General features: G+C 55.5%; 31 protein-coding genes and 1 tRNA gene. 15 read left to right on the forward strand and 17 right to left on the reverse strand.

All coding sequences use genetic code 11. The features are described 5' to 3' along the window. Positions 1 to 18: 18 nt before the first annotated feature. The 4 genes from ACR0IO_RS01295 to ACR0IO_RS01310 all read left to right on the forward strand — a co-directional run bounded on the left by ACR0IO_RS01295 (position 19) and on the right by ACR0IO_RS01310 (position 3,432). The gene (locus tag ACR0IO_RS01295) at positions 19 to 309 is read left to right on the forward strand and encodes an SCP2 sterol-binding domain-containing protein (RefSeq protein ID WP_155143473.1); all 291 of its coding nucleotides are present in this window, start codon (positions 19 to 21) and stop codon (positions 307 to 309) included. Then, positions 309 to 1,286, forward strand: coding sequence for an alpha/beta fold hydrolase (locus tag ACR0IO_RS01300; RefSeq protein ID WP_480738804.1), 978 nt, complete (start codon positions 309 to 311; stop codon positions 1,284 to 1,286). The genes ACR0IO_RS01295 and ACR0IO_RS01300 overlap by 1 nt, the downstream gene beginning before the upstream one ends. Positions 1,287 to 1,378: 92 nt before the next feature. Continuing rightward, positions 1,379 to 3,199 (forward strand): M3 family oligoendopeptidase, encoded by a 1,821-nt coding sequence (locus tag ACR0IO_RS01305; protein WP_480738806.1) that lies wholly within the window; start codon positions 1,379 to 1,381, stop codon positions 3,197 to 3,199. Further along, positions 3,196 to 3,432, forward strand: a complete 237-nt coding sequence (locus tag ACR0IO_RS01310; RefSeq protein ID WP_170332837.1) for a hypothetical protein — start codon at positions 3,196 to 3,198, stop codon at positions 3,430 to 3,432. Before ACR0IO_RS01305 ends, ACR0IO_RS01310 begins: the two co-directional genes overlap by 4 nt. Positions 3,433 to 3,438: 6 nt before the next feature. Here ACR0IO_RS01310 and ACR0IO_RS01315 read toward each other — a convergent pair whose 3' ends face one another. From ACR0IO_RS01315 to ACR0IO_RS01325, 3 genes are all read right to left on the reverse strand, one after another. Further along, complete coding sequence (locus tag ACR0IO_RS01315) at positions 3,439 to 4,335, reverse strand: DMT family transporter (RefSeq protein WP_480738808.1); 897 nt, start codon at positions 4,333 to 4,335, stop codon at positions 3,439 to 3,441. 19 nt (positions 4,336 to 4,354) lie between these two features. Further along, positions 4,355 to 4,624 carry a DksA/TraR family C4-type zinc finger protein gene (locus ACR0IO_RS01320; RefSeq protein ID WP_155143466.1) on the reverse strand — a complete coding sequence of 90 codons (270 nt, stop codon included), beginning with the start codon at positions 4,622 to 4,624 and terminating at the stop codon, positions 4,355 to 4,357. A 66-nt stretch (positions 4,625 to 4,690) separates the two neighbouring features. Then, positions 4,691 to 5,665: a Gfo/Idh/MocA family protein gene (locus tag ACR0IO_RS01325; RefSeq protein ID WP_480738809.1), complete on the reverse strand. Its 975-nt coding sequence runs from the start codon at positions 5,663 to 5,665 to the stop codon at positions 4,691 to 4,693. A gap of 163 nt (positions 5,666 to 5,828) precedes the next feature. Between ACR0IO_RS01325 and ACR0IO_RS01330 the strand changes: the two genes are divergently transcribed. Then, positions 5,829 to 7,007, forward strand: a complete 1,179-nt coding sequence (locus ACR0IO_RS01330; RefSeq protein WP_480738811.1) for a dipeptidase — start codon at positions 5,829 to 5,831, stop codon at positions 7,005 to 7,007. Between the two features lie 78 nt (positions 7,008 to 7,085). On the opposite strand, the gene rpoH is transcribed toward ACR0IO_RS01330, so the two are convergent. Together rpoH and ACR0IO_RS01340 are read right to left on the reverse strand one after the other, a co-directional pair. After that, on the reverse strand, positions 7,086 to 7,982 hold the full coding sequence (rpoH, locus tag ACR0IO_RS01335) for an RNA polymerase sigma factor RpoH (protein ID WP_480738813.1): 897 nt from the start codon (positions 7,980 to 7,982) through the stop codon (positions 7,086 to 7,088). Positions 7,983 to 8,129: 147 nt separating this feature from the next. After that, positions 8,130 to 9,164 (reverse strand): RluA family pseudouridine synthase, encoded by a 1,035-nt coding sequence (locus ACR0IO_RS01340; RefSeq protein WP_480738815.1) that lies wholly within the window; start codon positions 9,162 to 9,164, stop codon positions 8,130 to 8,132. On the opposite strand from ACR0IO_RS01340, the gene ACR0IO_RS01345 reads away from it, so the two are divergent. Continuing rightward, positions 9,163 to 9,465 (forward strand): DUF6476 family protein, encoded by a 303-nt coding sequence (locus ACR0IO_RS01345; RefSeq protein WP_155143457.1) that lies wholly within the window; start codon positions 9,163 to 9,165, stop codon positions 9,463 to 9,465. The two genes, ACR0IO_RS01340 and ACR0IO_RS01345, sit on opposite strands and share 2 nt — an antisense overlap. Here ACR0IO_RS01345 and ACR0IO_RS01350 read toward each other — a convergent pair. Together ACR0IO_RS01350 and ACR0IO_RS01355 are read right to left on the reverse strand one after the other, a co-directional pair. Then, the gene (locus ACR0IO_RS01350) at positions 9,438 to 9,647 is read right to left on the reverse strand and encodes a hypothetical protein (RefSeq protein ID WP_480738818.1); all 210 of its coding nucleotides are present in this window, start codon (positions 9,645 to 9,647) and stop codon (positions 9,438 to 9,440) included. The two genes, ACR0IO_RS01345 and ACR0IO_RS01350, sit on opposite strands and share 28 nt — an antisense overlap. 301 nt (positions 9,648 to 9,948) lie before the next feature. Further along, entirely contained in the window at positions 9,949 to 10,557 is a 609-nt protein-coding gene (locus ACR0IO_RS01355) for a TetR/AcrR family transcriptional regulator (protein WP_480738820.1), read from the reverse strand. 140 nt (positions 10,558 to 10,697) lie between these two features. Here ACR0IO_RS01355 and ACR0IO_RS01360 point away from each other — a divergent pair, with 140 nt between their 5' ends. Next, positions 10,698 to 11,162: a (2Fe-2S)-binding protein gene (locus tag ACR0IO_RS01360; protein ID WP_155143453.1), complete on the forward strand. Its 465-nt coding sequence runs from the start codon at positions 10,698 to 10,700 to the stop codon at positions 11,160 to 11,162. A 3-nt stretch (positions 11,163 to 11,165) separates the two neighbouring features. After that, on the forward strand, positions 11,166 to 13,352 hold the full coding sequence (locus ACR0IO_RS01365) for a xanthine dehydrogenase family protein molybdopterin-binding subunit (protein WP_480738824.1): 2,187 nt from the start codon (positions 11,166 to 11,168) through the stop codon (positions 13,350 to 13,352). A gap of 144 nt (positions 13,353 to 13,496) precedes the next feature. Here ACR0IO_RS01365 and ACR0IO_RS01370 read toward each other — a convergent pair. Continuing rightward, positions 13,497 to 13,573, reverse strand: a tRNA-His gene (locus ACR0IO_RS01370). A 47-nt stretch (positions 13,574 to 13,620) separates the two neighbouring features. Then, a complete protein-coding gene (locus ACR0IO_RS01375) occupies positions 13,621 to 14,103 on the reverse strand; it encodes an N-acetyltransferase family protein (protein WP_480738828.1) in 483 nt (160 codons plus the stop codon). A 79-nt stretch (positions 14,104 to 14,182) separates the two neighbouring features. On the opposite strand from ACR0IO_RS01375, the gene ACR0IO_RS01380 reads away from it, so the two are divergent. Further along, positions 14,183 to 14,371, forward strand: a complete 189-nt coding sequence (locus tag ACR0IO_RS01380) for a DUF6324 family protein (protein WP_155143447.1) — start codon at positions 14,183 to 14,185, stop codon at positions 14,369 to 14,371. Positions 14,372 to 14,375: 4 nt separating this feature from the next. Here the strand turns inward: ACR0IO_RS01380 and ACR0IO_RS01385 are convergent, their stop codons facing one another. Further along, positions 14,376 to 14,807 (reverse strand): MmcB family DNA repair protein, encoded by a 432-nt coding sequence (locus ACR0IO_RS01385; protein WP_155143445.1) that lies wholly within the window; start codon positions 14,805 to 14,807, stop codon positions 14,376 to 14,378. Positions 14,808 to 14,920: 113 nt separating this feature from the next. Here ACR0IO_RS01385 and ACR0IO_RS01390 point away from each other — a divergent pair, with 113 nt between their 5' ends. Together ACR0IO_RS01390 and ACR0IO_RS01395 are read left to right on the forward strand one after the other, a co-directional pair. Beyond that, a complete protein-coding gene (locus tag ACR0IO_RS01390) occupies positions 14,921 to 15,241 on the forward strand; it encodes an ArsR/SmtB family transcription factor (RefSeq protein WP_155143443.1) in 321 nt (106 codons plus the stop codon). Beyond that, positions 15,238 to 15,663: an SRPBCC family protein gene (locus ACR0IO_RS01395; RefSeq protein ID WP_480738833.1), complete on the forward strand. Its 426-nt coding sequence runs from the start codon at positions 15,238 to 15,240 to the stop codon at positions 15,661 to 15,663. Before ACR0IO_RS01390 ends, ACR0IO_RS01395 begins: the two co-directional genes overlap by 4 nt. Positions 15,664 to 15,877: 214 nt before the next feature. Here the strand turns inward: ACR0IO_RS01395 and ACR0IO_RS01400 are convergent, their stop codons facing one another. The 4 genes from ACR0IO_RS01400 to ribB are packed head-to-tail and all read right to left on the reverse strand — an operon-like array spanning position 15,878 to position 18,397. Continuing rightward, entirely contained in the window at positions 15,878 to 16,183 is a 306-nt protein-coding gene (locus tag ACR0IO_RS01400) for a hypothetical protein (RefSeq protein WP_155143439.1), read from the reverse strand. 59 nt (positions 16,184 to 16,242) lie between these two features. Beyond that, positions 16,243 to 16,725, reverse strand: coding sequence for a transcription antitermination factor NusB (nusB, locus tag ACR0IO_RS01405; protein WP_170332813.1), 483 nt, complete (start codon positions 16,723 to 16,725; stop codon positions 16,243 to 16,245). Continuing rightward, positions 16,722 to 17,273 carry a 6,7-dimethyl-8-ribityllumazine synthase gene (locus ACR0IO_RS01410; RefSeq protein ID WP_480738836.1) on the reverse strand — a complete coding sequence of 184 codons (552 nt, stop codon included), beginning with the start codon at positions 17,271 to 17,273 and terminating at the stop codon, positions 16,722 to 16,724. The genes nusB and ACR0IO_RS01410 overlap by 4 nt, the downstream gene beginning before the upstream one ends. 2 nt (positions 17,274 to 17,275) lie before the next feature. Then, positions 17,276 to 18,397, reverse strand: coding sequence for a 3,4-dihydroxy-2-butanone-4-phosphate synthase (ribB, locus tag ACR0IO_RS01415; protein ID WP_480738838.1), 1,122 nt, complete (start codon positions 18,395 to 18,397; stop codon positions 17,276 to 17,278). Between the two features lie 410 nt (positions 18,398 to 18,807). Here ribB and ACR0IO_RS01420 point away from each other — a divergent pair, with 410 nt between their 5' ends. Next, on the forward strand, positions 18,808 to 19,905 hold the full coding sequence (locus ACR0IO_RS01420; protein ID WP_480738840.1) for a phosphatase PAP2 family protein: 1,098 nt from the start codon (positions 18,808 to 18,810) through the stop codon (positions 19,903 to 19,905). Here the strand turns inward: ACR0IO_RS01420 and ACR0IO_RS01425 are convergent. Then, the gene (locus tag ACR0IO_RS01425) at positions 19,863 to 20,462 is read right to left on the reverse strand and encodes a riboflavin synthase (protein ID WP_480738844.1); all 600 of its coding nucleotides are present in this window, start codon (positions 20,460 to 20,462) and stop codon (positions 19,863 to 19,865) included. The two genes, ACR0IO_RS01420 and ACR0IO_RS01425, sit on opposite strands and share 43 nt — an antisense overlap. 151 nt (positions 20,463 to 20,613) lie before the next feature. Between ACR0IO_RS01425 and ACR0IO_RS01430 the strand changes: the two genes are divergently transcribed. The 3 genes from ACR0IO_RS01430 (at position 20,614) to ACR0IO_RS01440 (ending at position 25,137) form a co-directional block, all read left to right on the forward strand. Beyond that, positions 20,614 to 21,912, forward strand: coding sequence for a capsule biosynthesis protein (locus ACR0IO_RS01430; protein ID WP_480738848.1), 1,299 nt, complete (start codon positions 20,614 to 20,616; stop codon positions 21,910 to 21,912). A gap of 87 nt (positions 21,913 to 21,999) precedes the next feature. Next, positions 22,000 to 23,133: a polysaccharide biosynthesis/export family protein gene (locus ACR0IO_RS01435; protein ID WP_170332805.1), complete on the forward strand. Its 1,134-nt coding sequence runs from the start codon at positions 22,000 to 22,002 to the stop codon at positions 23,131 to 23,133. A 3-nt stretch (positions 23,134 to 23,136) separates the two neighbouring features. Then, a complete protein-coding gene (locus tag ACR0IO_RS01440) occupies positions 23,137 to 25,137 on the forward strand; it encodes a capsular polysaccharide biosynthesis protein (RefSeq protein WP_480738853.1) in 2,001 nt (666 codons plus the stop codon). Between the two features lie 8 nt (positions 25,138 to 25,145). Here ACR0IO_RS01440 and ribD read toward each other — a convergent pair whose 3' ends face one another. Further along, positions 25,146 to 26,246, reverse strand: coding sequence for a bifunctional diaminohydroxyphosphoribosylaminopyrimidine deaminase/5-amino-6-(5-phosphoribosylamino)uracil reductase RibD (ribD, locus tag ACR0IO_RS01445; protein ID WP_480738854.1), 1,101 nt, complete (start codon positions 26,244 to 26,246; stop codon positions 25,146 to 25,148). After that, complete coding sequence (nrdR, locus tag ACR0IO_RS01450; protein ID WP_155143426.1) at positions 26,243 to 26,713, reverse strand: transcriptional regulator NrdR; 471 nt, start codon at positions 26,711 to 26,713, stop codon at positions 26,243 to 26,245. Before nrdR ends, ribD begins: the two co-directional genes overlap by 4 nt. Positions 26,714 to 26,794 lie beyond the last annotated feature (81 nt).

Below are 26,794 nucleotides of genomic sequence, written 5' to 3' on the forward strand. Positions count from 1 at the left end.
AACAAAATGAGGAAGACCATGAGCGAGATTCTTGAAAAGGCGGCAGCCGCGCTGAACGAAAAACTGGCAGGCGGTGATTTCGACGCATCTGCCAAATTCGCCATCGCGGATCTGGGCGCTATCGTTCTGGATGCGAACGGCGCCCGCGTGAGCGACGAAGAAGCAGACGTAACCCTGAGCGCGGACGCGGATACATTCGAACAAATCCTCAGCGGTGACCTGAACCCGACTGGCGCGTTCATGTCCGGCAAGCTGAGCGTTGACGGAGACATGGGAATCGCCATGAAACTCGCCTCGGTGCTGGCCTGATGGAATTGTCGCCGGCCCCCTTTTTTGAAGATGTGGCCGGCGGTCCTGCCGGTGGCAAAGCCCATTGGCTGACGACATCGGACGGAAAGCGCATCCGTGTGGGCCATTGGATGCCCCAGGGTGAAGTCCAAGGCACGGTGATGATGTTCCCGGGCCGTACGGAATATGTCGAGAAATATGGCAACGCCGCTGGTGAGTTCACTGGTCGGGGATTTGCATTTCTATCGATAGACTGGCGCGGTCAGGGTCTTGCTGACCGACTTTTGAACGATCATCGTATCGGCCACGTTGAACATTTCCCCGACTATCAGAATGACGTTCAGGCTGTATTGGGTTTGGCACGCAATCTGGATTTGCCAAAGCCATGGTATGTCATCGGACATTCGATGGGTGGGGCCATCGGGATGCGCGCGATTCTCGAAAACGATTGCTTCTCGGCTTGTGCCTTTACTGGCCCGATGTGGGGTATCTTTTTTACCCCCATCATGAGGCCGCTCAGTCGGCTGACCGCCTATTGGGGGCCACGTTTTGGATTGGGTGAACGAACTCCACCGACGACTTCTTTGGAAAGCTATGTCGTTTCACAGCCTTTCGAAGGAAACGTACTGACCCGCGATCCGGAGATGTACAAAATGATGCAGGATCAGCTGGCCGCACACCCTGAGTTGGCCCTTGGTGCTCCATCTACCATCTGGTTGCGTGAGGCATTGGATGAATGCGCCTATCTGATGGCTCAGCCTGCCCCCAATATGTCTTGCCTGACCTATTTGGGCAGTCACGAACAGATCGTGGATCGAAAAGCGATCCGTGCGCGCATGGCAAACTGGCCTCTCGGCCGGTTGATCGAAATTCCAAATGGCGAGCATGAAGTCATGATGGAAGCCCCCGAGGTGCGCGGCCCCGTCTTTGAGGAGTTGGCGTCTCATTTCCTCTCCAGCCAGACTGAAAGTCAGCCTGAGGGGGCGGCGGCACGCTAACCCGGCTACAAGTCAGCACAAATCGACAGGCCGCTTGTGATCCTTGCGTCCTGTGCCTAGATGTTGCCCAAAGCAATTTTTCGAGGTGATCCATGCGCGACCTTCCCTTTCCCGTCCGTGACGCAAATGCCGCCGGGGGCGCCGACAATCTTGGTAACCTGCCGGAATGGGACCTGACAGATCTCTATACATCGGAAGACGCGCCCGAACTGTCTCGCGATCTGGATTGGCTGGAACAGGAATGCGCATCGTTTGCCGCAGACTATGAGGGCAAACTGGCCGATCTGGATGCCGAAGGTCTGCTGACCTGCGTTCAGCGCAATGAGAAAATCAATTCCATCGCCGGCCGCATCATGTCGTTCGCTGGTCTGCGCTATTACCAGATGACCACTGATGCCGAGCGTGCCAAGTTCCTGTCGGACATGCAGGAAAAGATCACGATCTTCACCACCCCGCTGGTGTTCTTCACGCTCGAGATCAACCGCATCGACGATGACGTTCTGAAGGCCAATTTCGAAACAAATTCAGACCTCGCACGCTATGAGCCTGTCTTCCGCCGCATCCGCGCGATGAAGCCCTACCAGCTCTCGGATGAGCTTGAGAAATTCCTGCACGACCTTGGCGTTGTTGGCGACGCATGGGAACGCCTGTTTGATGAGACAATCGCTGGCCTGACCTTCACAGTGGATGGCGAAGAATTGAATATCGAAGGCACCCTAAACCTGCTGACCGAGCAGGACCGCGCCAAACGCGAAGCCGCTTCGCGCGAACTGGCCAGCGTGTTTCAGGACAACATCAAGACCTTTGCCCGTGTCCACAACACGCAGGCTAAGGAAAAGGAAATCGTCGACCGCTGGCGCAATATGCCGACAGCGCAAACCGGTCGTCACTTGTCTAACGATGTAGAACCCGAGGTGGTTGAGGCCCTGCGCGAGGCCGTCGTTGCCGCCTATCCAAAGCTCAGCCACCGCTACTACGAACTTAAGCGTAAGTGGCTGGGTCTGGACGTCATGCAGGTCTGGGATCGCAACGCGCCACTTCCGATGGAAGACACCCGCATCGTGGGCTGGGACGAAGCCGAGAAAACCGTGATGGACGCCTATAACGCGTTCGACCCGCGCATGGGCGAAATCGCAGCACCGTTCTTTTCGAAAGGCTGGATCGACGCGGCTGTAAAACCTGGCAAGGCACCGGGCGCATTTGCGCATCCAACGGTCACCGAGGTGCACCCCTATGTGATGCTCAACTACCTGGGCAAACCTCGCGACGTGATGACACTGGCGCATGAACTGGGCCACGGTGTCCATCAGGTTCTGGCCGCTGATCAGGGCGAGATGCTGTCATCGACGCCGCTAACGCTGGCTGAAACAGCATCTGTGTTCGGCGAAATGCTGACTTTCCGCAAAATGCTAGATCAGGCTGAAACCCCGGAACAGCGCAAAGTGCTGTTGGCAGGCAAAGTCGAAGACATGATCAACACGGTTGTCCGCCAGATCGCTTTCTACGATTTCGAATGCAAGCTGCACGCAGCGCGTCGGGAGGGCGAACTGACGCCAGACGACATCAACGCATTGTGGATGAGCGTTCAAGCCGAAAGTCTTGGGCCCGCGTTCGAATTCATGGATGGGTACCAAACCTTCTGGGCCTACATCCCGCACTTCGTCCACTCGCCCTTCTACGTCTATGCATATGCGTTCGGCGACGGTCTGGTGAACGCGCTCTATTCCGTTTACGCCAGCGGCTCGGAAGGGTTCGAAGACAAGTATTTCGAAATGCTGCGCGCCGGTGGATCAAAGCACCACAAGGAACTGCTTGCCCCGTTTGGCCTTGATGCCAGTGACCCCAAGTTCTGGGATAAGGGCCTGTCCATGATCTCTGGCTTCATTGATGAGCTTGAGGCGATGGAGGGGTGAACACCCAATCCACAGGGCGTTGGGCCGCATTGAAGTCGCGCCTGCGTCCTGCCCTAAACCGAATTCGCCGAACCGTGCCTAGAGGATGGCGGATCGTTGTGGGTATTCTGTTGATGATCGGCGGTGTGTTCGGATTTCTCCCCATTTTGGGTTTCTGGATGATCCCATTGGGCATCATGGTGGCAGCCATGGACATCAACCTGTACCGGCGATGGCGTCGGCAATCTCGCTAAGATTTTCTAGTTTTTCTCTTTGGATTTGGTCGTGAGGAATATGGCCAAGACAATCAACACAGCACCTATTGCAGCCATTGGCGTGATGGATGCCCCCAGAAAAAGTGCTGAATTGATGAAGGTGAATACCACCGAAGCGGCGAACATCAAAGTTGCGGTCAGGGTCGATACCCGTGCTGCCGCTTCGTACCAAAGGTAATAGGCCAGCGCCGTCGGTAACACGCCAAGAAGCACCAGAAAAACAACATCGTTTGCCGTCGGCATCTGAAATCCGAACAGGGAAAGCGGCAACAGAATGACGCCTGAACAGATGAATATCCCAAACAGGAAATTCAAACGTTCAGGAGTGGTTTCAGAGGCTCTCATGGCCCGGCTGCTGGAAATCAGAAACACGGCCCAGCTCAATCCCGCACCGATCTCCATAAGGTCGCCCAACAAGGGCTCCCCCCCTCCCTGAAAATCGCGAAATACGGTCAGAAACACCCCGGTTATGGCCAACGCAGTCGCCAACACATCTGTCCTGCCAACTGGTGTGTCCGCAAAGAAATAGAGAAATACCAGAACGAAGAAGGGCGCTGTATTTTCCAGCACCATCGCGTTGGCGGCACCGGTATGCTCCAATCCGATGTGGAACAGAATATAATTCATCACCGTCGACAACACAGCCAGACGAAAATTCCAATCCCCAAACCGAATCGAAACTGACGCCCCCATCGCACGCAACATGCAGTAGATTGCAAGTGCAGCGATGAACAGCCGGGTCGTTGCGATCTGCATTCCACCCAAATCGCTGGTCAGGTAGCGAACGATGACGCTGTGAGTGCCCCACAGGAACGCAGCCAAAAAACCAAGAACCAAACCGTTTTGCAGGAAGGATACGTGCTTGGCAGGGTTATCTTGCAAGGAGCCGCTCCGCTGGAATTTACTTCAACTGGCTGTCTTTTGACCCGCGCCGATTGATGCCGCTGCGGGCTTTGAATGTTCCGTCGCGCTCCTGCTGACAGTCCAGACACAGTTTCACACCGGGGATCGCATTGCGCCGCTTCTCGGGAATTGGCTCTTCGCATTCAGCACAATGGGTAAGGCTTTCGCCCACAGGGCGTTTTTGCGCCTGCATCCGTGCAAGCTCATCGGAAATTGACGCCTCAATCTGTTCACTTACCGCGCCATCGCGCGCCCAACCGCCAGCCATAGGGCACCTCCTGAATAGGTACCCGACAGGCTAGCCGACCCTTGCCACCAAGCGCAAGTGAGTGGATCAGAGCGATACTGCCTGACTGAAAACCTGATCGATCATTTCTTGCGTTCCACGCGAGAACTCAAGTGGGCATGGATACTCCTCCCCCTCGCGAACCGACCTGCAAAACGCCTCGACCTGCAGTTTGTAGTGATCATCGCCGGGGAAGCGCGTCACCAGAACCTCCAAACCTGGGCGATGCAGTTCAACCCGCGCCTCTCCAAAGACACGTGCGTTGAAAGGTGCTGTAAGACGGATCAGCCCGCCTACACCATGAAACACCATTTCCTGATGTGGGTGCATTCTTATGGAGACATAGCTGGAATAGGTGAAATCGGGGAATTGCGCGCGGATTTCGGTGAAGATGTCGATGTCATCTTGCCAGCGGATTGTTGACTGCACCGAAACCGGTTCTTGCCCCGTAGCAAAACGTGTGCCGCCGATCACGTAAACACCAATGTCACGCAATCCGCCTCCACCCGTTTCAGCGCGGTTGCGGATGTTTCCGGTATCTGCCCGGTTATCGAAGCTAAAGGCTCCAGTAACGTGCACCAACTTGCCGATTGCGCCATCTGCAATCAGTTTTCTCACCAACTGCCACTGTGGATGGTGCACGATCATATATGCTTCTGCCGCGAGCAGACCGGTCTGGTTCCGCTTTGCGATCAGCGTGTCAAACTCCGGCGCCGTCATGGTCATTGGTTTTTCACATAGAACGTGTTTTCCGGCCTCAAGCGCCTTCTGGCTCCATTCAACATGCAGGTGATTTGGCAGCGGAATGTAGACAGCTTCGATTTCAGGGTCAGCCAACAAGGCTTCGTAGCTGTCATGCACCTGCAAATCAGGACAGAAGTCGAGGAATGGTTCGGCCTTTACGGGATCGGAAGTTGCCAGTCCTGCCAACCGTGCACCACTTGCGGCGTGGATTGCTGGTGCCATGAACTGACGGGCAAATTTAGCTGCGCCAAGAATGCCCCACTGAACCGGTTTTTGCATCATATTCTCCCACGTGCGCTGGCAAGTTTCTCACTGCTTCCTTTTTAAAAATCGCAAAAGGACGCTGCGTCGAAACCTCTCTATCAACCAACCGACGCCAAGTCAGGCTTTTCTCGAAAATCTTCAGCCGTAAGCTGCCTTTACTTGTTGGGAGGAATAACAGATGCGCAAATTTCTGAAATGGTTGGCAGCCATTGTCGTCCTGAGCTTGGTCGTCGGAGCAATCATATTCTTCGTGTTTCTGCCGCCTTACATCGAAGGCGCCCGAAACAATGTGATTGATCATGATCCCTATCCTGTATCGGATGATGCGAACGCGCTGCACGAAACACTGATTGTCGGCGATTTGCACGCAGATCCGCTCCTGTGGAGTCGCGATCTGACCGAGCGTGGAACACGGGGTCAGGTTGATATTCCGCGCCTGATCGAAGGCAATGTAGCGCTGCAGGTATTTACTGCAGTGACCAAATCTCCGGCTGGGCAAAACTACGAAGCAAACTCAGCAGAAGCATTCGACAACATTACCCTGTTGGCCATCGGCCAGCTTTGGCCCCTGCGCACTTGGGACAGCCTGAAAGAACGTGCGATTTATCAGGCGGAAAAGCTGCACAAATTCGAAGAAGCATCCGATGGTCACCTGAAAGTCATCAACACCCGCGCAGATCTGGAGGAAGTTCTGCAGGCGCGCGCCAACGGAGAACAGATTGTCGGAGGCATTCTGGGAATTGAAGGCGCCCATCCGCTTGAGGGCGATTTGAACAACCTCGACCCGATCTTCGACGCCGGTCATCGTGTATTCGGTCTGCAGCACTTTTTTGACAACGAACTCGGGGGATCCCTGCATGGGCAAGCGAATTCGGGTCTGACAGAATTCGGGCGCGAGGTCGTAGCTGAGCTTGCGCAACGGCCTGTTGTCATCGATCTTGCTCACTCAAGCCCGCAAGTGGCGCGTGATGTGTTGGATATGACTGATGTTCCGCTGATCGTAAGTCATGGCGGGTTGCATGGTTTCTGCCCAGTCAAACGCAACTATCCGGATGATCTGATGCAGGAAATTGCAGCAACCGGCGGTGTTATCGGCATGGGATACTGGGCGGATGTAACTTGCGGGGATATCGCCCCTGCTGGAATTGCAAAGATGATCAAAGCAGCCATCGAAACGGTTGGGGAAGATCACGTTTCACTCGGATCAGATTACGACGGATCGGTCGAGACCGCATTTGATACCTCTGAACTTGCTGCCCTGACTTCAGCCCTGCTGGACGAAGGTCTGACTGAAGATCAGGTTCGCAAAGTCATGGGGGCAAACATGGTTCGGGTCTTTCGCCAGCAACTCAACTGAACCCACCTTCCCCGTTACATTTGCGCATAAGAAAACCGGCCTGAAACATCAGGCCGGTTTCTCAATTTGGGAGATATCTCAGACAGTGCCGAGCATACCTTTTTCACGTGCAAGTTCGCGCATCTTTTTCTGAAGCTTTTCAAAAGCACGAACTTCGATCTGGCGTATCCGCTCGCGACTGACGTTGTACTGGTTGCTCAGCTCTTCCAGTGTGACAGGCTGATCCATCAGACGACGCTGAGTCAGAATGTCCTTTTCGCGGTCGTTCAGCACATCCAGCGCAGCAGTCAGCAACTCGCGACGTGCATCCAGTTCATCGCGCGCCTCGTAGTCACCAGCCTGATCAGCATCTTCATCTTCAAGCCAATCCTGCCACTGCATGGTGCCTTCGCCTTCGGACCCTACAGTCGCGTTCAGCGAAGCATCCCCACCGGACATACGGCGGTTCATGCTGATGACTTCATCCTCGGTCACGCCCAGATCATTCGCGATCTGCTTGACGTTCTCAGGACGCAGGTCACCCTCTTCCAAGGCACCGATGCGAGCCTTGGCTTTGCGCAGGTTGAAGAACAGCTTCTTCTGCGCCGACGTGGTACCAAGTTTGACCAATGACCACGACCGCAGGATGTATTCCTGAATCGAGGCGCGGATCCACCACATCGCATAGGTCGCCAGACGGAAACCCTTTTCCGGATCAAAACGTTTCACGGCCTGCATCAGGCCCACGTTGGCCTCGGAAATCACCTCGGCCTGTGGCAGGCCATAGCCGCGATAGCCCATGGCGATCTTTGCCGCCAGACGCAGGTGCGATGTCACCATTTTATGCGCGGATTCAGTGTCTTGCTCTTCGACCCAGCGCTTGGCCAGCATGTATTCTTCTTCCGGCTCCAGCAGGGGAAACTTGCGAATTTCCTGCATATAGCGGTTCAGGCCGCCCTCAGGCGTCGGCGCGGGGAGATTTGCGTAATTTGCCATGTTTCATGTCCCTCCGACAAATGTTTATAGCTTTAACATAGGATATGGGTGTCATACCCGGTCCGTTCAAGAGGTGCTGCTTAACAGTCTGAAATTAAGCTTTAGTAAAGGAAAGATAAGAAACTCTTACTCACGTCTGTTTGCGAATTATGACAATGGTTCGCGCAGCTGAGCAATCAGATTTTCCATATCCGCAGGAAGTTCGGCCTCAAATCGCAAAACCTCGCCAGTTACCGGATGCTCAAAACCCAAAACGGCTGCATGCAAGGCCTGACGAGGGAAACCGCGCACAGCCTCAGCAGTAGCGGTGCTGAAGGCACGGGCAGCCAACTTTCGCTTACCGCCATAGACGGGATCACCAACCAATCCATGACCGGCATGGGCCATGTGTACGCGTATTTGATGGGTGCGACCGGTCTCAAGCCAGCATTCGATCAGCGATATGGTACCTGGAGCACCAAATGTCTCGACCACGCGCGCTCGTGTGACGGCGTGGCGGCCACCATGGAACAATACCGCCTGTTTCTGTCTGTCGGTCTTGTGCCGCGCTAGTTGAGTGGTCAGACGCATGATGTTTCCGGGCTCGAAACTGACGCCTTTCACACCGCGCAAGCGAGGGTCATTGGCATCCGGCACACCATAACAAATGGCGCGATAATAGCGCTCGGCAGTGTGTGCCTCAAACTGAGCCGCCAGACCCTGATGGGCCGCGTCAGATTTGGCAACCACCAGCAACCCGCTGGTGTCTTTATCGATACGATGCACAATACCGGGCCGCTTTACGCCGCCCACACCGGAAAGATCCTCACCACAATGATGCAGCAGAGCGTTTACAAGTGTACCATTTGGTGAACCGGGCGCAGGATGCACCACCATACCAGCCGGTTTATTGACCACGATCAGGTCCGCGTCTTCGAACACGATGTCCAAAGGAATATTCTCGGGACCGATATGGCTATCTACTGCCTCGGCTACCGTGATTACCACCAAGGCCCCTTCGGCAATTTTGGCTTTGGGATCGCGGACCTCTGATCCGTCGATAAAAACCGCACCATCTTCGATCAAGCGAACCAACCGCGTCCTGGACAGGCTTTCCTCGGCTGGCACATCCCGCGAAAGCGCCTTATCAAGGCGGGGCGGCGGAGCGGCCGCGATATGAAATTCAATCTGGCGAGTGCCCATGACTGTCCCTTCCGATCCCCAAGAACCGCAGGAAACGCCTCAGCTTCGCCTGCTGAGACGCATGGTCATGTTATTGACCGCGGTGATGATTGGCGGCGTTCTAGTGACATTTGCCTTGATTGTCATCCGCCTATCGGACCGGACACCCGCCCTGCCTGATCAGATCGAATTGCCGGATGGGGCCAAGGCGCAGGCACTGACCATTGGCAACAACTGGTACGCGGTCGTGACAGATGACAATCGCATTCTCATATTTGATAAAACGACAGGTCGTCAGAGACAGGAAATCACGATCGAATAAAGCAGTGTCCCAAGGCCGATTGTTTCAGTTTTTCCAAAGCCAATTTCTGAAGCCGGCTGAAACGCCTCACACGCCGCGCGGAGAATAGCTTCGACACCTCCCCAGACAGCGGCCAAATCTCCGGCAAAACGGATACAGGTCAGCATCATGGGTGACTGCGCGCCCGTACGATCCTTTCGCACGTCGATAAATGCACCGCTATCTGATGTTACAAATGGTTCCCGTTCACAGCATTGTTCTGGTTTGGCAACAGCACCCGCCTCCTACTCGAAAAGTCAGAGTTTACTTCCGTATTTTTTTGCGAGCGCTCCTTCGCCCTCGACACGACGGTTTTCAGATCGTCCAGCTTTTCCAAGAGCTTTCAGAACCTTCAAACAAATCTACGCTGAAAGCGGCGAGAACAGAACTGGTCGGAAAGTAGTTCAAAGCAGGTTGATGCAATTCGCCATGTGTTCATGACGCAGAATGACCAATACCGTGGCTTCACGCGCTACCGCCATACCGGCACATCATCATTTCGACACTGCTGTCTATTGTCGCCTTCATCTCGGAATGGCTCAGAACTGATCCGCTGAAGACCATGGGCCAAAAAGCCTTGGCCTTGATAAGACCAATGAATTCCTTCCCGGCCTGCTCCGGATCATCGATACTCAGTTGGCCGTCTTCGGCCGCATCTTTCAGCATCGAAATGAAGATAGATGTTTTGTCCAGCTTGCCTTGTGCAGCCGCCGCCAGTTCAGGATTGCGCATGGTTTCGCTAATGATCATACGCGACATGGCCATCACGTCCGGAGACATCAAAACACGCCCTTCGGCCCAGGCCAGCTCGGTCAGTTGCTCGCGAACATCACGCCCTTTCTGATAGCGAATCTCCAGCACTTCCGAAAAACGATTAGAAAGCTCGATCACGATAGATCGAAACAGGTTTTCCTTGCTTTCAAAGTACTTATACAACGTACGCTTCGACACTTCGGCGCGAGCCGAAATGCGATCCATACTGGCTGCGACGAACCCCTTTTCCTGGAACTCTGCCACAGCCGCTTCGATGATCTGCGCGTGTTTCGACGCATTCGGAGCGTTGCATTCGTTCATGATCTCCACCTATAGACGCAATTCTCTTCGCTGGTCAAACCATGTGGTAAACTTATCAGTTTACAAACCCATATTCCGGGCTATTGTAAACGCGCCAGTTTACCGATTCAGGAAACCAGCGCGAACAGGAGAGTCCCCTCATGGCTTTGACTTTGAAACTGAATGGCGAGACCCACACGGTTGACGCCGAACCCGGCACGCCCCTGCTTTGGGTGATCCGGGATGAGCTTAAGCTGACCGGAACAAAATTTGGCTGCGGCGTAGCTTCGTGCGGCGCCTGCACCGTTCATATGGATGGCGAACCCATCAGATCCTGCCAGACCTACATCGAAGATGTCGAAGGTTCCGAAATCACGACCATTGAGGCTGTGGGCGAAGACAAGATCGGCGCTGCCGTTCAGCAGGCGTGGGTCGAACTGGACGTCGTCCAGTGTGGCTATTGCCAGTCTGGTCAGGTGATGTCAGCCGTTGGTCTCTTGTCCGAAAACCCGAAACCATCGGCTGAGGAAATCGACGAGTATATGTCCGGCAACGCCTGCCGTTGTGCCACCTATCAACGTATCCGCGCCGGCATTCAGCGCGCATCAGATATTCTGGAGGCCTGATCAATGACCATCAACACATCTCGCCGCGGTTTCCTGAAAAGCGCAGCTGCAGCGGGGGCTGTCCTGCTGATCGGTGCGCGCACTGACGGGGCATTGGCCGCCGCCTCTTCTGAGACCGCGCAGCTAAACCCATTCGTGAAAATCGATGCTGATGGCACTGTGACAGCGATCGTAAAGCACTTTGAAAAGGGTCAGGGACCGGCAACCGGCCTGCCTACACTGATCGCCGAAGAAATCGGCCTGCGTATGGACCAGATCGAATACGAATTCGCTCCGTCTAACCCCGAGGTCTACAACAACCTGCTATTCGGCCCCTTCCAGGGCACCGGCGGTTCAACCGCAATGGCAAATTCGTGGTTGCAATATCGCCAGGCGGGCGCTGCAGCGCGTGAAATGCTGATCGCTGCCGCTGCTGCCGATTGGGGCGTCGATGCATCCGGCATCACAATCGAGGAAGGCATCATCAAGGCAGGAGACAAGTCAGCCCCGATTGGTGACTTCGTTGCTGCGGCAGCTCAGTTGGAGCCACCGGCCGAACCTCGTCTGAAGGGCCCGGCAGAATTCAAACTGATCGGGAACGAAGCTGTGCGCCGCAAGGATTCAGCAATCAAAGGTAACGGTCAGGCGATGTATGCCATGGATGTTCATCTGCCAAATCAGATGGTCGCCATGATCAAACGTCCGGAATCGCGCGGTGGTCTTGTCACCGGCTTCGACGACAGCGCATCGAAAGGCGTTAAAGGCTACATCAGCGCTGCTGTGCTTCCCAATCAGGCCGGTGTCGCCGTCTACGCAGAAAACACCTGGGCCGCCATTCAGGCACGAGACGCGCTGGAAGTAGAGTGGGATTTATCCGCTGCCGAAACGCGCGACTCGGATCAGATTGAGGCCGAGATCATGTCGGCACTGGATGCCGAGCCAACCTACAACGTGAACAAGGCCGATGTAGCATCTGTTGCAGCCGCCATTGATGGCGCGGATACAGTTGTCGAAAAGACCTTCTACTTTCCGCTTCTGGCTCATGCACCGATGGAGCCGCTCAACTGCACGATCGAACAGACTGCAGATGGTAACATCGTACTGCATGACGGCAGCCAGATGCCGACAGGCCCTCATATGGCGTATCAGCAGATCTTTGGTCTGCCGCCGGAGAAAATCCAGATCAATACGATGCTGGCTGGCGGATCGTTCGGCCGGCGCGCGACGCCGGATGCGGACTACCAGGTCGAAGCGGCGCTGGCTTTCGTCGTCACCGACCGTTCTCGCCCGGTCAAGCTCGTCTGGACGCGTGAGGACGATATCCGGAGCGGGTACTATCGCCCAGCCTTCGGCCACAAGGTCCGCGTCGGCCTTGATGAAGGTGGGAACATCGTCGGATGGCAGCATCAGGTCGCTGGACAGTCCATCATGAAAGGAACCGCATTCGAGTCGTTCGCGGTACATGATGGCGTGGATCACAGCTCGATCGAGGGTATCGCAGACAGCCCGTATCAGATCCCCGGAATGGCGTTGGGATTGACCGACACCCCAAAGGCGACTTCGGTCCTTTGGTGGAGATCGGTGGGCCACACGCATACAGCTTATGTGATGGAGACCATGATGGATCTGGCAGCAAACGCGGCTGGCCGTGATCCGGTTGAATTCCGTCTGTCCCACTTGACGGATAGCGGTGATGCCGATCAGCAACGCAAAGCTGGTGTCCTGAAACTGGCAGCGGAAAAAGCCGATTGGGGCAACGTTCCCGAAGGGCGATCGCAGGGCATCGCCGTGCATAAGTCGTTTGGTTCTTATGTCGCCGAGGTGGTCGAGGTTTCTGGCGATGCGGAAGAAGGCATTCGCATCGAAAAAGTGACTTGTGCCGTCGATTGCGGAATCGCGGTAAATCCTGATGTCGTGCGTGCCCAGATGGAAGGTGGCATCGGATACGGAATCGGCCATGTCATGCGTGATCAAATCACCCTGACAGGTGGTTCTGTGGATCAGTTCAACTTCCCTGATTACGAGCCTCTGCGGATTGGTGATATTGCTGCAATTGACGTGCATATTATCCCATCAGCCGAAGCTCCTACTGGCGTAGGAGAACCGGGCACTCCACCTTCTGCACCAGCTCTGGCCAATGCCATCGCTAAACTGTCAGGCGTGCAGGTGACCAACCTGCCAATGGCAGAAAACGGCGTCAGTTTCGTCTGATGCATCATCAACCGCGTCGTATCCAAGGATGCGGCGCGGTAATTCGTTGCCTCGAAAATCAGGCAGCACCCACAAATCCCTCTAAAAGCAGAATTGTAGCGATCAAAGCCACGAAGCTTTGTGAGAGTGTTGATATATGTGAGATGGTACCGCCTCCCTGGCTTGAACAGGGGACCTCTGGATCCACAATCCAGCGCTCTAACCAACTGAGCTAAGGCGGCACTTGTGAGGGGCGATGTACCCAACGCGCACGGGGAATGCAAGAGGATTAAAGCTGAATTTTCCAGCTTTGTTCGACAAGATCGACACCAAAGGAATGGACCGGTTTGCTCTCCATCAGCTGCCAACCATTCGCCCTATATAATGCACAAGCTGCCCGGTGACTTTCATGTGTCCAAAGGGCCATTTCACGGTATCCCGCCTGTCGGGCAAATCTCATGCAGGTCTCCAGCAGGCACCTACCCAAACCCAATCCTCGCGCTTCGGGAACCAAAAGGAACAACCTCAATTTCGCGGTATTCTTACCGAGTGCGACGCAGAAAATGCTGCCCAGCCGCTCCCCTGCCCGCTCAGCGATCCATCCTTGTTCACGCCTGGGGTCATGATCTGCAATGAACTCATCCAGAATACGCGCAACAAGGGGACCGAAAGTGTGGTCAAATCCTTCATCCTGCGCATAAAGCGTGCCGTGCCTTTCGACCAGCCAAGGCGCATCATCGGCACGAAAAGGTCTGATTACGATGTCATCCATGTTCCCATCAGACCCCATAGGCCGCTTGATTCTCAACCCGTTGCGCGCTAGCAGGAACGCTCAGTCCCCGGAGGCGAACATGAGCATCAACACCGAACGCGACATCGAAGCAAACCTGCAGATTGGTCCAACTGACCATGGCATGGTGCGCCTGTTCATCGAAGCGGACAATCTTGAAATCCCCATGGATTTCGACCCCGAAGAGGCCGAAGAAATCGCCGAGGAAATTCGTGCGGCTGCTCAGGCAGCGCGGGCCGTTAAAGACTGACCTCTTAGACGCGGGGATCTCGCAGTGTTTGCAACCTGCGTGCCGCATCTGTTGCAAACTTCTGAATCATTTTCTTTCGGCGCGCCGGGGCCACTTTGGCCTCTGGTCCCATACGGATTATCTCTGCGTCATAGGCATCCGCAATGATCAGACCTGTTTCAGGCGGCAGCAGGTCCACCGGAAACTCGGTATCGACGGCCCAAAAGAATCGGTCACACCATTCCAGATAGCCCTGCCATTTGGAATCCGACTGATAATCAGCTCGACCGGATTTACATTCAATCACCCATAGCTCGCCTTTGGGACCCAGGCCCATTACGTCCACGCGCAAGCCGCGGGCAGGAACGAATTCTTCAATCGAAACATAACCATGGGTCGTCAGGTGTCGTGAAACACCTCGGGCCAGTTTTTGTCCGGGTTGCAGATCTAGCATCATCCCACGAATGTGAACAATTAGTGAACAAAAATCAAGTCTCGACACCCTCTTGACATGATACCATTTAGTATCTCATTAATATGATACCAAATGGTATCTCAATGAGGTTTACCATGAATACACAGACCCAAAACGCGTTCCGCGCTCTTGCCGATCCAACCCGTCGGGACATAGTTCAGATGCTTGCGGTCGAGGATATGACCATCGCGCAACTGACAGATCGTTTCGATATGACCCGTGCCGCTGTCAAAAAGCACCTGACGGTACTGTCGGACGGCGGGCTTATTTCGGTTGAAGCAAGAGGCCGGGAACGCATCAACCGACTTGAACCAAAGGGCATGGCCCCTGTTCTGGACTGGCTCAGCTACTTTGACCAGTTCTGGGATGAACGCCTGGCCGATCTCAAGAAAGCTATTGAAGGAACCCAGAAATGACCCAAGCAGTATTGCAGAAATCGATCTTTTTACGCGCCACTCCGGAAACGGTATGGGATTATCTGACAAAGCCCGAGCGGTTGGCCGAGTGGTTTCACAAACCAGAGCGCCCACTTGCGACAGGACAAAAGCTTGAGATGTACGGGACAACCAGCGGCGACCTTCTGATCTGGGGTGAAGTACGCGAGGCGCGGCCGCCCGAATATCTGGAATATACTTTCACAGTTAAACCGATGGGCGACGCCATTAGCACCGTCAAATGGACACTGGAGCCCGTGGCCGGAGGTACGCGCCTAGGATTGGTGCACGAGGGCCTGCCTCAGGGCGCAGACGCATTTGGTCTGATCCTGTCGCTGGATAGTGGCTGGGATGAGCATTTCGTCAAAATGCGCACTGCCTTACACGAAACCGTTGATGCGTGACCCCTTGTGCAAACCCGCCGCACACCCTACTTAGGCGCGTGGCGGGTTCTGCCCTTCTCGTGACAGGCAGCATTCCGGTGGCCTTAAGCAATTCCGAGGGAGCTGGCTCTGTTCAGGTCCTGGCCTGATTACCTGGCGCCCACCTGTATATACAGGTCCTCGGGAATCAAAGCCCCACGGTTGACTGGTGGTCCCGCCACATTTTCCTTGAAAATCAGCGCGCTGATTTCGCCTCTTGTTTGACGACAGCCGGTTCAAAGCTGTGCACAACAGGCGATCCACGACGCGGTCCGCCGGGCTTTTCGGCCATGCTCATGATCTTGTAGCCGAACTGAACGCCAGCAAAAACGATCCCGTTCATGAACCAGATCATCGCCAACGCGATCAGTCCGATTTCAGAACTGGTGATCAGGTGACGTAGATTTGCGACGTTCAGGGCCAGTAGCACCCCGACAAACACAGCCGAGATAACAAAACCCCAGGCGACTTGCGTGATGTACAGGCGGATCAGTTTGGGCATGATGAACCTCATTGCGCTATGACATTCAGGATAGCGCATATCTGGTTCGGGTAAAGGTGTCAGAATGCCTCGGGCTGCGCCTCACGCGCCATGTGATCCAGCACTGCGTTGACGAATTTCGGCTCTTTCCCTTCAGGGAAAAACGCGCGTGCGACGTCGACGAATTCGGTGATGACAACTTTGGGGGGCGTGTCGCTCTGTGTCAGCTCGGCCCCGGCTGCCCGGAACAGTGCGCGCAAAGTCGGGTCAATCCGGGAAATCGGCCATTTTGCCACCAGCGCTCGGTCGGTCATCTGATCGATCGGCGCCTGATAGTTCACAGCATCATCCACGAGCTTGCGGAAAACGCTGATGTCACCATCCAGCATTTCCTCACCCTCATAGACAGCGCCGAACCGGTGATCCAGAAACTCGTTTACAACCTGCTCGGTCGTTTGCCCGGACTGCTCCATCTGGAACAGAGCCTGCACGGCATAGAGCCGCGCGGCAGACTTCATAAGGCGTTTCTGATTGGCCGGCTTCGGCGCGTCTGTCTGGGTCATGCTGTCGTGGGTCCGTTGCTGTCGCCCGCCACAAGGATGGACTCGGACGGCGGCTTGAATCCGACGCCCTTTTTGGAAGAGCCCCACTTACGGCTGAGCGCGATCAGATGCAAGGCCGCAGCAGCGGCTCCGCCACCTTTATTCATCTTTTCGGGATTTGCGCGGACTTCGGCCTGATCGTCATTTTCAACGGTTAGGATACCGTTGCCGATACACAGCCCCTGAAGGCCCATCAACTGGATCGCACGACTGGAGTCGTTACAGACCGTCTCGTAATGCGTGGTCTCACCGCGAATGACGCAGCCCAGCGCAACATAACCGTCGAAGTTGCACTGGCGATCAGCCATTGCAACGGCAGTGGGGATTTCCAGCGCACCGGGCACCTCAACCACTTCGCAAGTGCCGCCTGCCGCTTCGATCTCGGCCTTGGCACCAGCTACCAGATTGTCCGCAACGGCACGATAGAACGGCGCCACAACGATCAGCAGTTTCACCGGCTTGTCGAATGTCGGTGTCGGCAGCACGCCATGTTTGTCTTGTTCAGCCACGATCAGTCATCCTTGAGAATTGAGCGGGTCCCCACAATCGACAGCCCGAAGGCATCGAGGCCCAGATATACGGTTTCCGGTGAGTCGGTCAGCAATACGAGTTCCTGAATGCCCATCTTCGACAGAATCTGCGCACCCAGACCGGTTTGTTTGATAGTGCGCGGTCCTTCGTCATCCGCTGCATAAAGCGAGTTGCGCGGTTGGCGGAAGAGGCACACGACACCACGCCCTTCGGCAGCAATCTTTTCCATTGCCCTCGGCAGTTCCTGCGGGGATTTCGGCCCGAGCCCCAGAATATCCGGTGCTTCATGCAGCGCGTGGGTCCGGGTCAGTACCGGCTCGGGCGTGGTGATATCACCTTTGATCATGACCACATGCTCAATGCCGTGTGTCTGATCGGTGAACAGCCGCATCTCCCACTCGCCGCCATATTCCGAGGTGACCATCTCACGCGATGTCTCAACCACGAGATTGTCGTTGCGGGACCGATAGCTGATCAGATCGCTAATCGTGCCGATCTTCATGTCGTGTTCTTTGGCAAAAGCAACCAGATCGGGCAAACGCGCCATGGTGCCGTCAGGCTTCATGATCTCGCAGATCACACCCGAGGGGTTCAGCCCCGCCAGCCGCGAGATATCTACCGCAGCTTCGGTATGTCCGGCCCGAACCAGTACCCCGCCCCGCTTGGCCCGCAGCGGGAAAACATGACCGGGCGTTGCGATTTGAGCCATGGTGTTCTGCTCATTGATGGCGGTCGCAACAGTCAGCGCCCGGTCGGCAGCCGAGATGCCTGTAGACACGCCCTCACGGGCCTCAATAGAAACGGTGAACGCTGTCTCATGGCGTGACGAATTGTTCACAGCCATCATCGGCAATCCAAGACTGTCAATCCGCTCCGCTGTCATGGGCAGACAGATGAGACCCCGGCCATGGGTTGCCATGAAGTTGATGGCATCCGCATCCGCAAACTCTGCTGCAATGACCAGATCGCCTTCGTTCTCACGATCCTCATGATCGACCAGAATGTACATCCGGCCTTTGCGCGCTTCTTCGATGATCTCTTCGATCGGGCTGATCGCATCACGCAGCTGGGCCTCGACCGGTCCGGGTGTTTCAAAGCTCATTGGGCAGCCTTTCGCAGAGCAGGTGTTGCTGCGCGGGATAGACCAGTACGGCGCCAAACACCAGACCACAGACGCAACGGCGGCATATGATCACTGTTTCCAACCGATGCCGTCGTCACCCGACCAGAGGCACGGGCATCTGAGTAGCACCCACCGGACAAGCCGAGTGCCCCACAAACGGAACAGTCCCGGCAAATAGCAACCGCGTGCTGAACCATCTCTCAACCCAGAATTGGCGACGCATGAAATACTCTGGGTACCATAGGTAGTGCCCGCAGTACTGTATTCCAAATGGAAACACAGCGTTCTCGCATGCCCCAGAATAGCCCAACTCTGGCCCTCGCCGGGCCAAAGTATGAACGCACCTTAGGCAGGCGTTCAAACTCGGTCGTCATGTGTGGGCAAAATAGATGAATAGTGCTGATGTCTTTAACCAGCCATCTCAGGCAAATGGTCTGTTCTCATCTATCCTGCGGAACAGGTTGCTATTGATCATAATAGCCCTCCACGTCATCGGAGGTGCCGTCATAAGCCACTTTGCAGGCCTGCCCTACTGGACCGTATTGGGCTTTAGTCTTGTCGAGATCGTGGGACGCCTGATCAAATATGCCATCGTTATTGGGGCCATATTCTTTGTCTTCAGGTTCGTATACGCCGCGATTTGGATCAGACCCGCAAAACCCATTCAATGGATGATGCGGGATACACGCAAGTACATCGCAAGGAACATAGCTCTGGTCGACGGCACCGTGTGTTTTTTGTCCATCGGCTTTTTGATTACCAGCTTCACCTGCCTGAAAAACATCATCGTCCTGATAAACCCGTTTTCGTGGGACCCATTCTTTGCTGAACTGGATCGAACCCTGCACGGTGGCTATGACGTTTGGCAGCTGTTGTGGCCGGTGTTCGGGAACACCACTCTGACGACGGTGCTGAATGTCGCCTATCATCTCTGGTTCGCGCTAATCTATCTGACCTTGTTTGCCGCCTGTTTTGACAAGCGCGACACGCAGCGCGGAATGACCTATCTGGTGGCCTTTGCTTTGGTGTTCATTGTTGGGGGCAACTTGCTGGCCACAGTCTTTGCATCAGTCGGTCCAGTCTACTACGAGCATTTCGGATTTGGGGACACCTACGTCCAGCAAATGCAAAACCTGTATGACCTTGATCGGATAAGCCCCGTCTGGGCCCTGCAGGTTCAGGAAAGGCTATTGGCCGAATTCAGCGGTGGGGGCGTGATTAAGGGCATATCTGCCATGCCCAGCATGCACGTGGCATCCAGCGTGCTCATGGCGCTTTTCGCCTTCCAATATTCTCGCTGGCTGGGCTGGGCATTTACGATTTTCGCCATCATGATCCAGATCGGATCGGTCCACCTAGCGTGGCACTATGCTGTCGATGGCTATCTCGGAGCGATAATCGCGTTGGCGTGCTGGTGGCTCGCCAACGCGTTGACCAAAAGGTATTATTCTGCGCCTGCGTTAGCACTTGCAAGCCGCGCGACATAACGAGCCAGAGTGTCAATCTCCAGATTGATCCGATCGCCGACCGCGACATCGCCCCAAGTTGTGACCTCTTTGGTGTGTGGAATAAAGTTGATGCCAAACTCACGGCCTTCCACGTCGTTCACAGTAAGGGATGTTCCGTTCAACGCCACAGATCCCTTGGAGGCGATAAAGCGGGCCAGATCAGCGGGGGCCCGCAGCACAACCCGTGTACTGTCCCCCTCGTCCTCTACCGACACCACATCAGCTACGCCGTCCACGTGACCTGAAACGATATGCCCCCCAAGTTCGTCGCCGACCTTCAGGGCGCGTTCGAGGTTTACCCGTTTTCCAACCTGCCACTTGTCGAGATTGGTTTTTGAAACCGTTTCGGCACTGATCTGCACGTCATACCAATCATCACCCAGAGCGATGACAGTCAAACAGACGCCATCGCTGGCAATTGACGCGCCGATATCAATCGTTGCCGTATCATAGTCGGTTCGGATCCGAGCCCGAAGATCGCCCTGCTGTTCCAGCTCGACGATTGTACCGATGTCGGTGACGATCCCTGTAAACATTCTGTTAACCCTCTGAGCCTAGCTTGTTCCCGATATCAACGCCGAGGTAAGGCCATGGCACGCACTGAGCAAGCCCCGGCTTGCCCGGAATGCCGTAAACAGGCATAATTTTATTAATAAACACGAAAACATCATAGTTCGAGCAGCAGAAATGCCCATTGCACAGATCAATCCGGACAGCCGCGTGTTTCTGTTTTTGCAGGGACCACATGGTCCGTTTTTCAGCAAGCTTGGACGATCGCTGCGCACCACCGGTGCAAAAGTGTTACGTGTCGGCTTCAACGCAGGTGACGAGGCATTCTGGTTTGATCGCGATACCTACATCCCATACCGGAACCCACCCGAAGACTGGCCCGCGACGTTGACAGATCTCATCATCGCGAATGACGTGACTGATATTGTTCTATATGGCGACATCCGTCCCATTCACGCACGCGCTATCGAAATTGCAAAGTCACGCGGCATAACCGTTCACGTTTTCGAAGAAGGTTACCTGCGCCCTTGGTGGATAACTTATGAGCGAGGTGGATCGAACGGCAATTCGCGCCTTATGGACCTCAGCGTCGAACAGATGCAGCTCGCTCTTGAACAATCCGACACGCAGACGCCCCCGCCGCCTTCTCATTGGGGAGACATGCGCCAGCACATCTTTTACGGTGCTTTGTACCATGGGTTTGTCATGTTCCTGAATCACAAGTACAGAAGCTTTCGCCCTCATCGTGAACTGCCTGTATCCAAAGAGTTCAGGTTATATTTCAAACGCCTGGCCCTGATGCCCATTCATCGCTTACAGCGCAGCTGGGCAACTGCCCGTGTCAGACGAGGCGGTTTTCCCTATCACCTCGTGTTGTTGCAACTGGGGCACGACAGCTCGGTTCAAGCGCATTCGGACTATCCTGGCATGTCTGATTTTCTTGAGCAGGTCATTTCCGGGTTCGCAGAAGGTGCCCCGCTTCACCACCACCTGGTCGTCAAAGAGCACCCTTTGGAAAACCACCGCGAACCGCTGAGAAAACGCGTTCGCGAAATGGCAACCGCACATGGCATATCCAACCGGGTGCATTATGTGCGGGGGGGCAAGCTCGCCAAGCTGCTTGATGACGCAAGTTCAGCAGTCACTGTCAACTCGACCGCCGGGCAACAGGTGTTATGGCGTGGCATTCCGTTACGCATCTCTGGCCGGTCCGTTTATGACAAGCCCGAGTTTGTATCTCAGCAGTCAGTGGCAGAGTTTTTTGCGGCCCCCTCAGCTCCTGACAGCGATGCATACAAGCGTTATCGACAGTTTCTTTTGGAAACCAGCCAGATGCCGGGTGGCTTCTACTCCCGGCGCGGTCGGCGACAGTTGCTGCGTCGCGCCACAGATATGATGCTGCGCGCAAACGACCCATATCAATCCATGATGAATGATACAGCGGCCATGACGCCACAGTTGAAAATCGTTGAGTGACATTGGCAACCTGTCGCTGGATGTTGTGGGCTGAAACAGTTAGCCTGCCCAAAACAGGCAACCAAAGACGTTTGAGGAATATCGGCAGTGCAGCGCTTTGCAATCCGTTGGGTACGGGGAGTATCCTTTGTCGCCGTATGTGGCTTGCTGGCGGCGTGCCAGCTTCCAAAGTCCGGTCCAAACAAGAATGAAATTCTGGCGGGCTCCACTGCAAATGGCGGAAATGCATTTGTTGTCGAAGTGGATGACAGGGTCGCGAAAGCAACATCTGCAATCCCGCAATTTGGTTTTTCTTCCACATTTACAAGCGCGCAAAGTCTTACCGCAGATACAGTTCGTCCCGGTGACGTGTTAGGGCTTTCAATCTGGGAAAACGTCGACGACGGTTTGCTGACCAGCGATCTGGGCGGGGCAACCATCCTCGATCAGGTTCAGGTGGACAGCGATGGGTACATTTTTGTCCCCTACGCAGGCCGTCTCCGTGCAGCGGGCAACACGCCCGAGCAGCTGCGTGCCCTGATTTCCAGCAAACTTGATGAACAAACACCCGATCCGCAGGTTCAGGTGCGCCGCATTGCAGGCGACGGATCAACGGTATCTTTGTCGGGAACAATCGGTGCGCCCGGCATCTACCCGATCGAGCGCCCGAGCCGCACTTTGTCGGGCATGTTAGCTCAGGCAGGCGGTGTGGCAGTTGCCTCAGACATTGCTTTGGTCACCGTGATCCGCGGCAATCAACGCGGTACCATCTGGTATAATGACCTGTTCCGAAACCCCAAGAGCGATATCGCCTTACGCGGCGGAGATCGTATTCTTGTTGAACAGGATACCCGTTCTTACATTGCCTTGGGTGCGACCGGCGGTCAGTCCCGCGTTGCCTTTGAAAGTCAGGATTTGTCCGCGCTGGAAGCTCTGGCACAAGTCGGCGGTCTGCAATCGTTGTCTTCTGACCCAACCGGTATCTTTGTCTTGCGAGACGAACGTCAGGATATCGCACGAAAAGTTATGGGACGACCCGACCTGCAGGGAGAGCAACGCATGATCTACCTGCTGAATCTGACAGCACCCAATGGTCTATTTGTTGCACGCGATTTCGTTATTCGCGACGACGACACCATCTATGTAACCGAAGCGCCTTATGCACAGTGGACCAAGTCCATCTCGCTCATTGCAGGTGGGTTGACGCCGCTGGCGAATGTTAAAACGCTGACAGGTAATTGATGGATGCACCCAGAGTTGGAACAGTCGACCGGGAGTGAACGCTCTCGGTTGTTTGTTTATAATGGCGGCTTTCTGAAGCAGCGCCGGGTTCGCCGAATCCTGGCACTGGCAGGATACGATGTTCGGCTGGGCCTGCCAAAAGACGGCGATATCGTAGGTGTTTGGGGCAACAGCCCTACCGCGTATCGCGGATTGAATGTCGCGCAAAAGTACACAAGCCCAATTCTCCGTGTTGAGGATGCCTTTCTGAGGTCACTACATCCGGGGCGAGACGGAGAAGCTCCACTTGGTTTGCTGCTTGACCGAAAAGGCGTGCACTTTGATCCAACCAGCCCGTCTCATCTCGAAAACCTGTTGTCAAAACACCCGCTTGATGACACGGCCCTGCTTAATCGTGCACGTGAGGCGATGGAGAGAATAGGTGAGCTTCATCTTAGCAAGTATTCAGCCTTTGACCTGAACCTCGCCCCTCCTGCCCCGGGTTATGTTCTGGTTGTGGACCAGACGCAGGGCGATGCAGCTGTCACTGCGAGCGGAGGTGATCACGCGAAGTTTCGCGAAATGCTGGTCATCGCTCAGGAGGAAAACCCCGGTGCGCGCGTGATCATCAAATCACACCCGGAAACACTTGCCGGACATCGCGCGGGGTATTTCTCGGATCAGGATCTGTCTGATCGCGTGTCGCTGTTACGTGATCCAATTAGTCCATGGTCACTGCTGGAAGGTGCTGTTGGGGTTTACACCCTTTCTTCTCAACTCGGTTTCGAAGCAATACTGGCCGGTCATAAGCCCCGCGTATTCGGACAGCCGTTTTACGCCGGTTGGGGACTGACACAGGATCAGGATACTTTACCGAACCGCCGACGCACTCTGACTCGAGCGCAGCTATTTGCGGCGGCCATGATTTTGTACCCGACCTGGTACGATCCCTATCGGGACCAGCTTTGCGAAATCGAAACCGTATTGAACACACTGGAGGCGCAAACAGGTGCCTGGCGGCAAGACCACAAGGGCTGGACCGCGTCCGGAATGAGACTGTGGAAGCGTAAACACCTCCAAAAGATGTTTGGACGGTACCAAAAGCTTCGCTTCACCAGCGGTCCAACTAGATCTTCCGAAAAGCCGCATATGGTTTGGGCCAGTCAGGATCGTGATGCGGAAGAAACCGTTCGCATCGAAGATGGCTTTCTGCGATCTCGCGGTCTGGGTGCCAGTCTTGTACCCCCCCTGTCTCTGGTCACAGATGACCTCGGCATCTACTACGACCCGACCCGGCCCAGCCGGCTTGAAGAATTGATATCCGCCCGGGAAACGCTTCGCCCGGATCAAGAACAGCGCGCTGAGCGCCTTATCACCCGCCTGACGTCATTGGGCTTAAGCAAATACAACATCGGCAGTTCAGTTCCTTCATTGCCTGAAGGGCATCGCATTCTTGTGGCGGGTCAAGTGGAGGATGACGCATCCATTCTGCTGGGCACCAGTGCAATACGCACAAATCTAGATCTGCTGCGTAGCACACGCCAAGCGAACCCTGATGCGGTCCTGATCTACAAACCCCATCCCGACGTCGAAGCTGGCCTGCGCGACGGAAAAGTCGAAGCCCATGAATTGGCGGATGTCATCGCGACCGATGTCGACCCGGCGGTATTGTTGCCCGAGGTTCACGAAGTGTGGACCATGACCTCGCTGTTGGGGTTCGAAGCGTTACTGCGCGGCGTCAAGGTGACAACCTTGGGCGCACCATTCTACGCTGGCTGGGGTCTGACAACTGATCTTGGATCTGTTCCCGCCCGACGAGGTGCTCGCCCCTCTTTAATGGGATTGGTTCATGCATCCCTGATCGACTATCCGCGCTACTATGATCCCGTTACCCGTCAACCGTGCCCCGTCGAAGTGGCTGTGGATCGTCTTGCAGAAAGAAATACACCTCAGGCAGGCCCACTGAACCGACTTCTATCTAAGCTGCAGGGTGCATTGGCCACACACGCGCATATCTGGCGTTAGTTGGGTGTTCAGCGCGATGCGCGCCGCCAGCGATGCAGGATATCACCACCGATTGCCTGTGTTTCAATCAACTCAAAGCGAGGGGCGCTTTCAAGCGTCTCCAGACCCAGCGATCCGACAGCAGGCAGACCCTCTGCGCCGATGGTTAAACCAGCGCTGAAACCGACCAACTCATCGACAAGGTCATCAGCCAGTAGAGACGCGGCCAACGCTGCTCCGCCCTCGCAGAACAACCGGGTCAACCCGGCCTGCCCGAGCTGTTGCAAGAGATCAGAGGCATCTATGTGATGATCGCTCAGAGCACAGGGTATCAGACGTGCGCCCAGCCCTTCCCATGCACGTGCGCGTTCGGCATCGGGTGCCGGCCCATGGCATAACCAGACCGGAGTTTCTGTGGCTGTGCGGGCGAGCTGCCCCATCAAAGGCAGATCCAGATGCCGTGAGACCACGACCCGCACGGGTTGCTGAGATACTCCGAGATCACGCACCGTCAGCGACGGATCGTCTGCGCGAGCAGTCCCCGCACCAACCATCACAGCATCATGCCGCGCACGCATCGCATGTACTGCACGCCTGGCCTCAGGTCCGGTGATCCATTGGCTATGACCAGTGGAGGTAGCGATCCTGCCGTCAAAGCTGCTTGCCAGTTTTAGCGTAACGAACGGACGCCCCTGTTCGGTCTTGAGGAAAAAGCCTGCAAGATCCCATGCGGCTTGCTCCATCAAAACGCCCGTTGTGACCTCGATGCCAGCATCGCGTAGCATCGTAAAGCCCTGCCCGGCTACACGCGGATCACTGTCCTCGATGGCGGAGACAACACGCGCCACGCCAGCATCAATCAGGGCCTGCGCACAGGGAGGTGTCTGTCCATGATGCGAGCAGGGCTCGAGTGAGACGTAGGCGGTTGCACCACGCGCAGCTTCTCCCGCCTGTGCCAAGGCCTCGGTCTCGGCATGTGGACGACCGCCTGGCTGCGTCCAACCACGTCCGATAATCCGACCATCGCGCACGAGAACGCACCCGACGGACGGGTTGGGCCAACACGTGCCTTGTCCTCGCCGCCCTAATGAAAGGGCCAACGCCATATATCGCTTATCAGTTTCGCTCACTCGTCCGTCGAAGGCTGCGGCGGGCGCAGTTCGTGGACAAACTCCTCGAAGTCATCGGCCGCCTGGAAATTCTTGTAGACACTCGCAAAGCGAACATAGGCTACGGTATCGATCCGCGCCAGCGCCTCCATGACGATTTCACCGATTTTGTTGGATGGAATATCCGTATCGCCCATGCTTTCAAGACGACGCACGATACCAGAGATCATCTGATCAATCCGGTCTGGCTCAACCGGGCGTTTCTGCATGGAAATGCGGATTGATCGTTCCAGCTTGTCGCGATCAAAATCTTCGCGCTTACCGTTTGTTTTTATCACAACCAGATCGCGCAGTTGAACGCGTTCATAGGTCGTGAAGCGGCCTCCGCAAGCGGGGCAGAACCGGCGCCTGCGGATCGCGACGTGATCCTCTGCCGGGCGTGAATCCTTGACCTGAGTATCGATATTTCCGCAAAACGGGCAGCGCATCCGCCGTCTCCTCGTCCCTTGTTCCGCCTCTTTTTGTAAGCACTACGGCTGACTTATCCACAACTATAGGCGACCCGCTAG

The sequence above is a fragment of the Ruegeria sp. CE12 genome, from assembly GCF_056537525.1.

Bases quoted from the DNA above. Each gene is read 5' to 3' on its own strand.
- ACR0IO_RS01340 (WP_480738815.1), bottom strand. From the start codon at position 9,164: ATGGGCACTCGCCAGATTGAATTTCATATCGCGGCCGCTCCGCCGCCC.
- ACR0IO_RS01380 (WP_155143447.1), top strand. From the start codon at position 14,183: ATGAGCATCAACACCGAACGCGACATCGAAGCAAACCTGCAGATTGGT.
- ribB (WP_480738838.1), bottom strand. From the start codon at position 18,397: ATGAGCTTTGAAACACCCGGACCGGTCGAGGCCCAGCTGCGTGATGCG.
- ACR0IO_RS01295 (WP_155143473.1), top strand. From the start codon at position 19: ATGAGCGAGATTCTTGAAAAGGCGGCAGCCGCGCTGAACGAAAAACTG.
- ACR0IO_RS01365 (WP_480738824.1), top strand. From the start codon at position 11,166: ATGACCATCAACACATCTCGCCGCGGTTTCCTGAAAAGCGCAGCTGCA.
- ACR0IO_RS01420 (WP_480738840.1), top strand. From the start codon at position 18,808: ATGAATAGTGCTGATGTCTTTAACCAGCCATCTCAGGCAAATGGTCTG.
- rpoH (WP_480738813.1), bottom strand. From the start codon at position 7,982: ATGGCAAATTACGCAAATCTCCCCGCGCCGACGCCTGAGGGCGGCCTG.
- nusB (WP_170332813.1), bottom strand. From the start codon at position 16,725: ATGACCCAGACAGACGCGCCGAAGCCGGCCAATCAGAAACGCCTTATG.
- ACR0IO_RS01425 (WP_480738844.1), bottom strand. From the start codon at position 20,462: ATGTTTACAGGGATCGTCACCGACATCGGTACAATCGTCGAGCTGGAA.
- ACR0IO_RS01375 (WP_480738828.1), bottom strand. From the start codon at position 14,103: ATGGATGACATCGTAATCAGACCTTTTCGTGCCGATGATGCGCCTTGG.
- ACR0IO_RS01305 (WP_480738806.1), top strand. From the start codon at position 1,379: ATGCGCGACCTTCCCTTTCCCGTCCGTGACGCAAATGCCGCCGGGGGC.
- ACR0IO_RS01355 (WP_480738820.1), bottom strand. From the start codon at position 10,557: ATGAACGAATGCAACGCTCCGAATGCGTCGAAACACGCGCAGATCATC.
- ACR0IO_RS01390 (WP_155143443.1), top strand. From the start codon at position 14,921: ATGAATACACAGACCCAAAACGCGTTCCGCGCTCTTGCCGATCCAACC.
- nrdR (WP_155143426.1), bottom strand. From the start codon at position 26,713: ATGCGCTGCCCGTTTTGCGGAAATATCGATACTCAGGTCAAGGATTCA.
- ACR0IO_RS01325 (WP_480738809.1), bottom strand. From the start codon at position 5,665: ATGCAAAAACCGGTTCAGTGGGGCATTCTTGGCGCAGCTAAATTTGCC.
- ACR0IO_RS01440 (WP_480738853.1), top strand. From the start codon at position 23,137: ATGCACCCAGAGTTGGAACAGTCGACCGGGAGTGAACGCTCTCGGTTG.
- ACR0IO_RS01345 (WP_155143457.1), top strand. From the start codon at position 9,163: ATGACTGTCCCTTCCGATCCCCAAGAACCGCAGGAAACGCCTCAGCTT.
- ACR0IO_RS01360 (WP_155143453.1), top strand. From the start codon at position 10,698: ATGGCTTTGACTTTGAAACTGAATGGCGAGACCCACACGGTTGACGCC.
- ACR0IO_RS01320 (WP_155143466.1), bottom strand. From the start codon at position 4,624: ATGGCTGGCGGTTGGGCGCGCGATGGCGCGGTAAGTGAACAGATTGAG.
- ACR0IO_RS01395 (WP_480738833.1), top strand. From the start codon at position 15,238: ATGACCCAAGCAGTATTGCAGAAATCGATCTTTTTACGCGCCACTCCG.
- ACR0IO_RS01300 (WP_480738804.1), top strand. From the start codon at position 309: ATGGAATTGTCGCCGGCCCCCTTTTTTGAAGATGTGGCCGGCGGTCCT.
- ACR0IO_RS01385 (WP_155143445.1), bottom strand. From the start codon at position 14,807: ATGATGCTAGATCTGCAACCCGGACAAAAACTGGCCCGAGGTGTTTCA.
- ACR0IO_RS01400 (WP_155143439.1), bottom strand. From the start codon at position 16,183: ATGCCCAAACTGATCCGCCTGTACATCACGCAAGTCGCCTGGGGTTTT.
- ACR0IO_RS01330 (WP_480738811.1), top strand. From the start codon at position 5,829: ATGCGCAAATTTCTGAAATGGTTGGCAGCCATTGTCGTCCTGAGCTTG.
- ACR0IO_RS01430 (WP_480738848.1), top strand. From the start codon at position 20,614: ATGCCCATTGCACAGATCAATCCGGACAGCCGCGTGTTTCTGTTTTTG.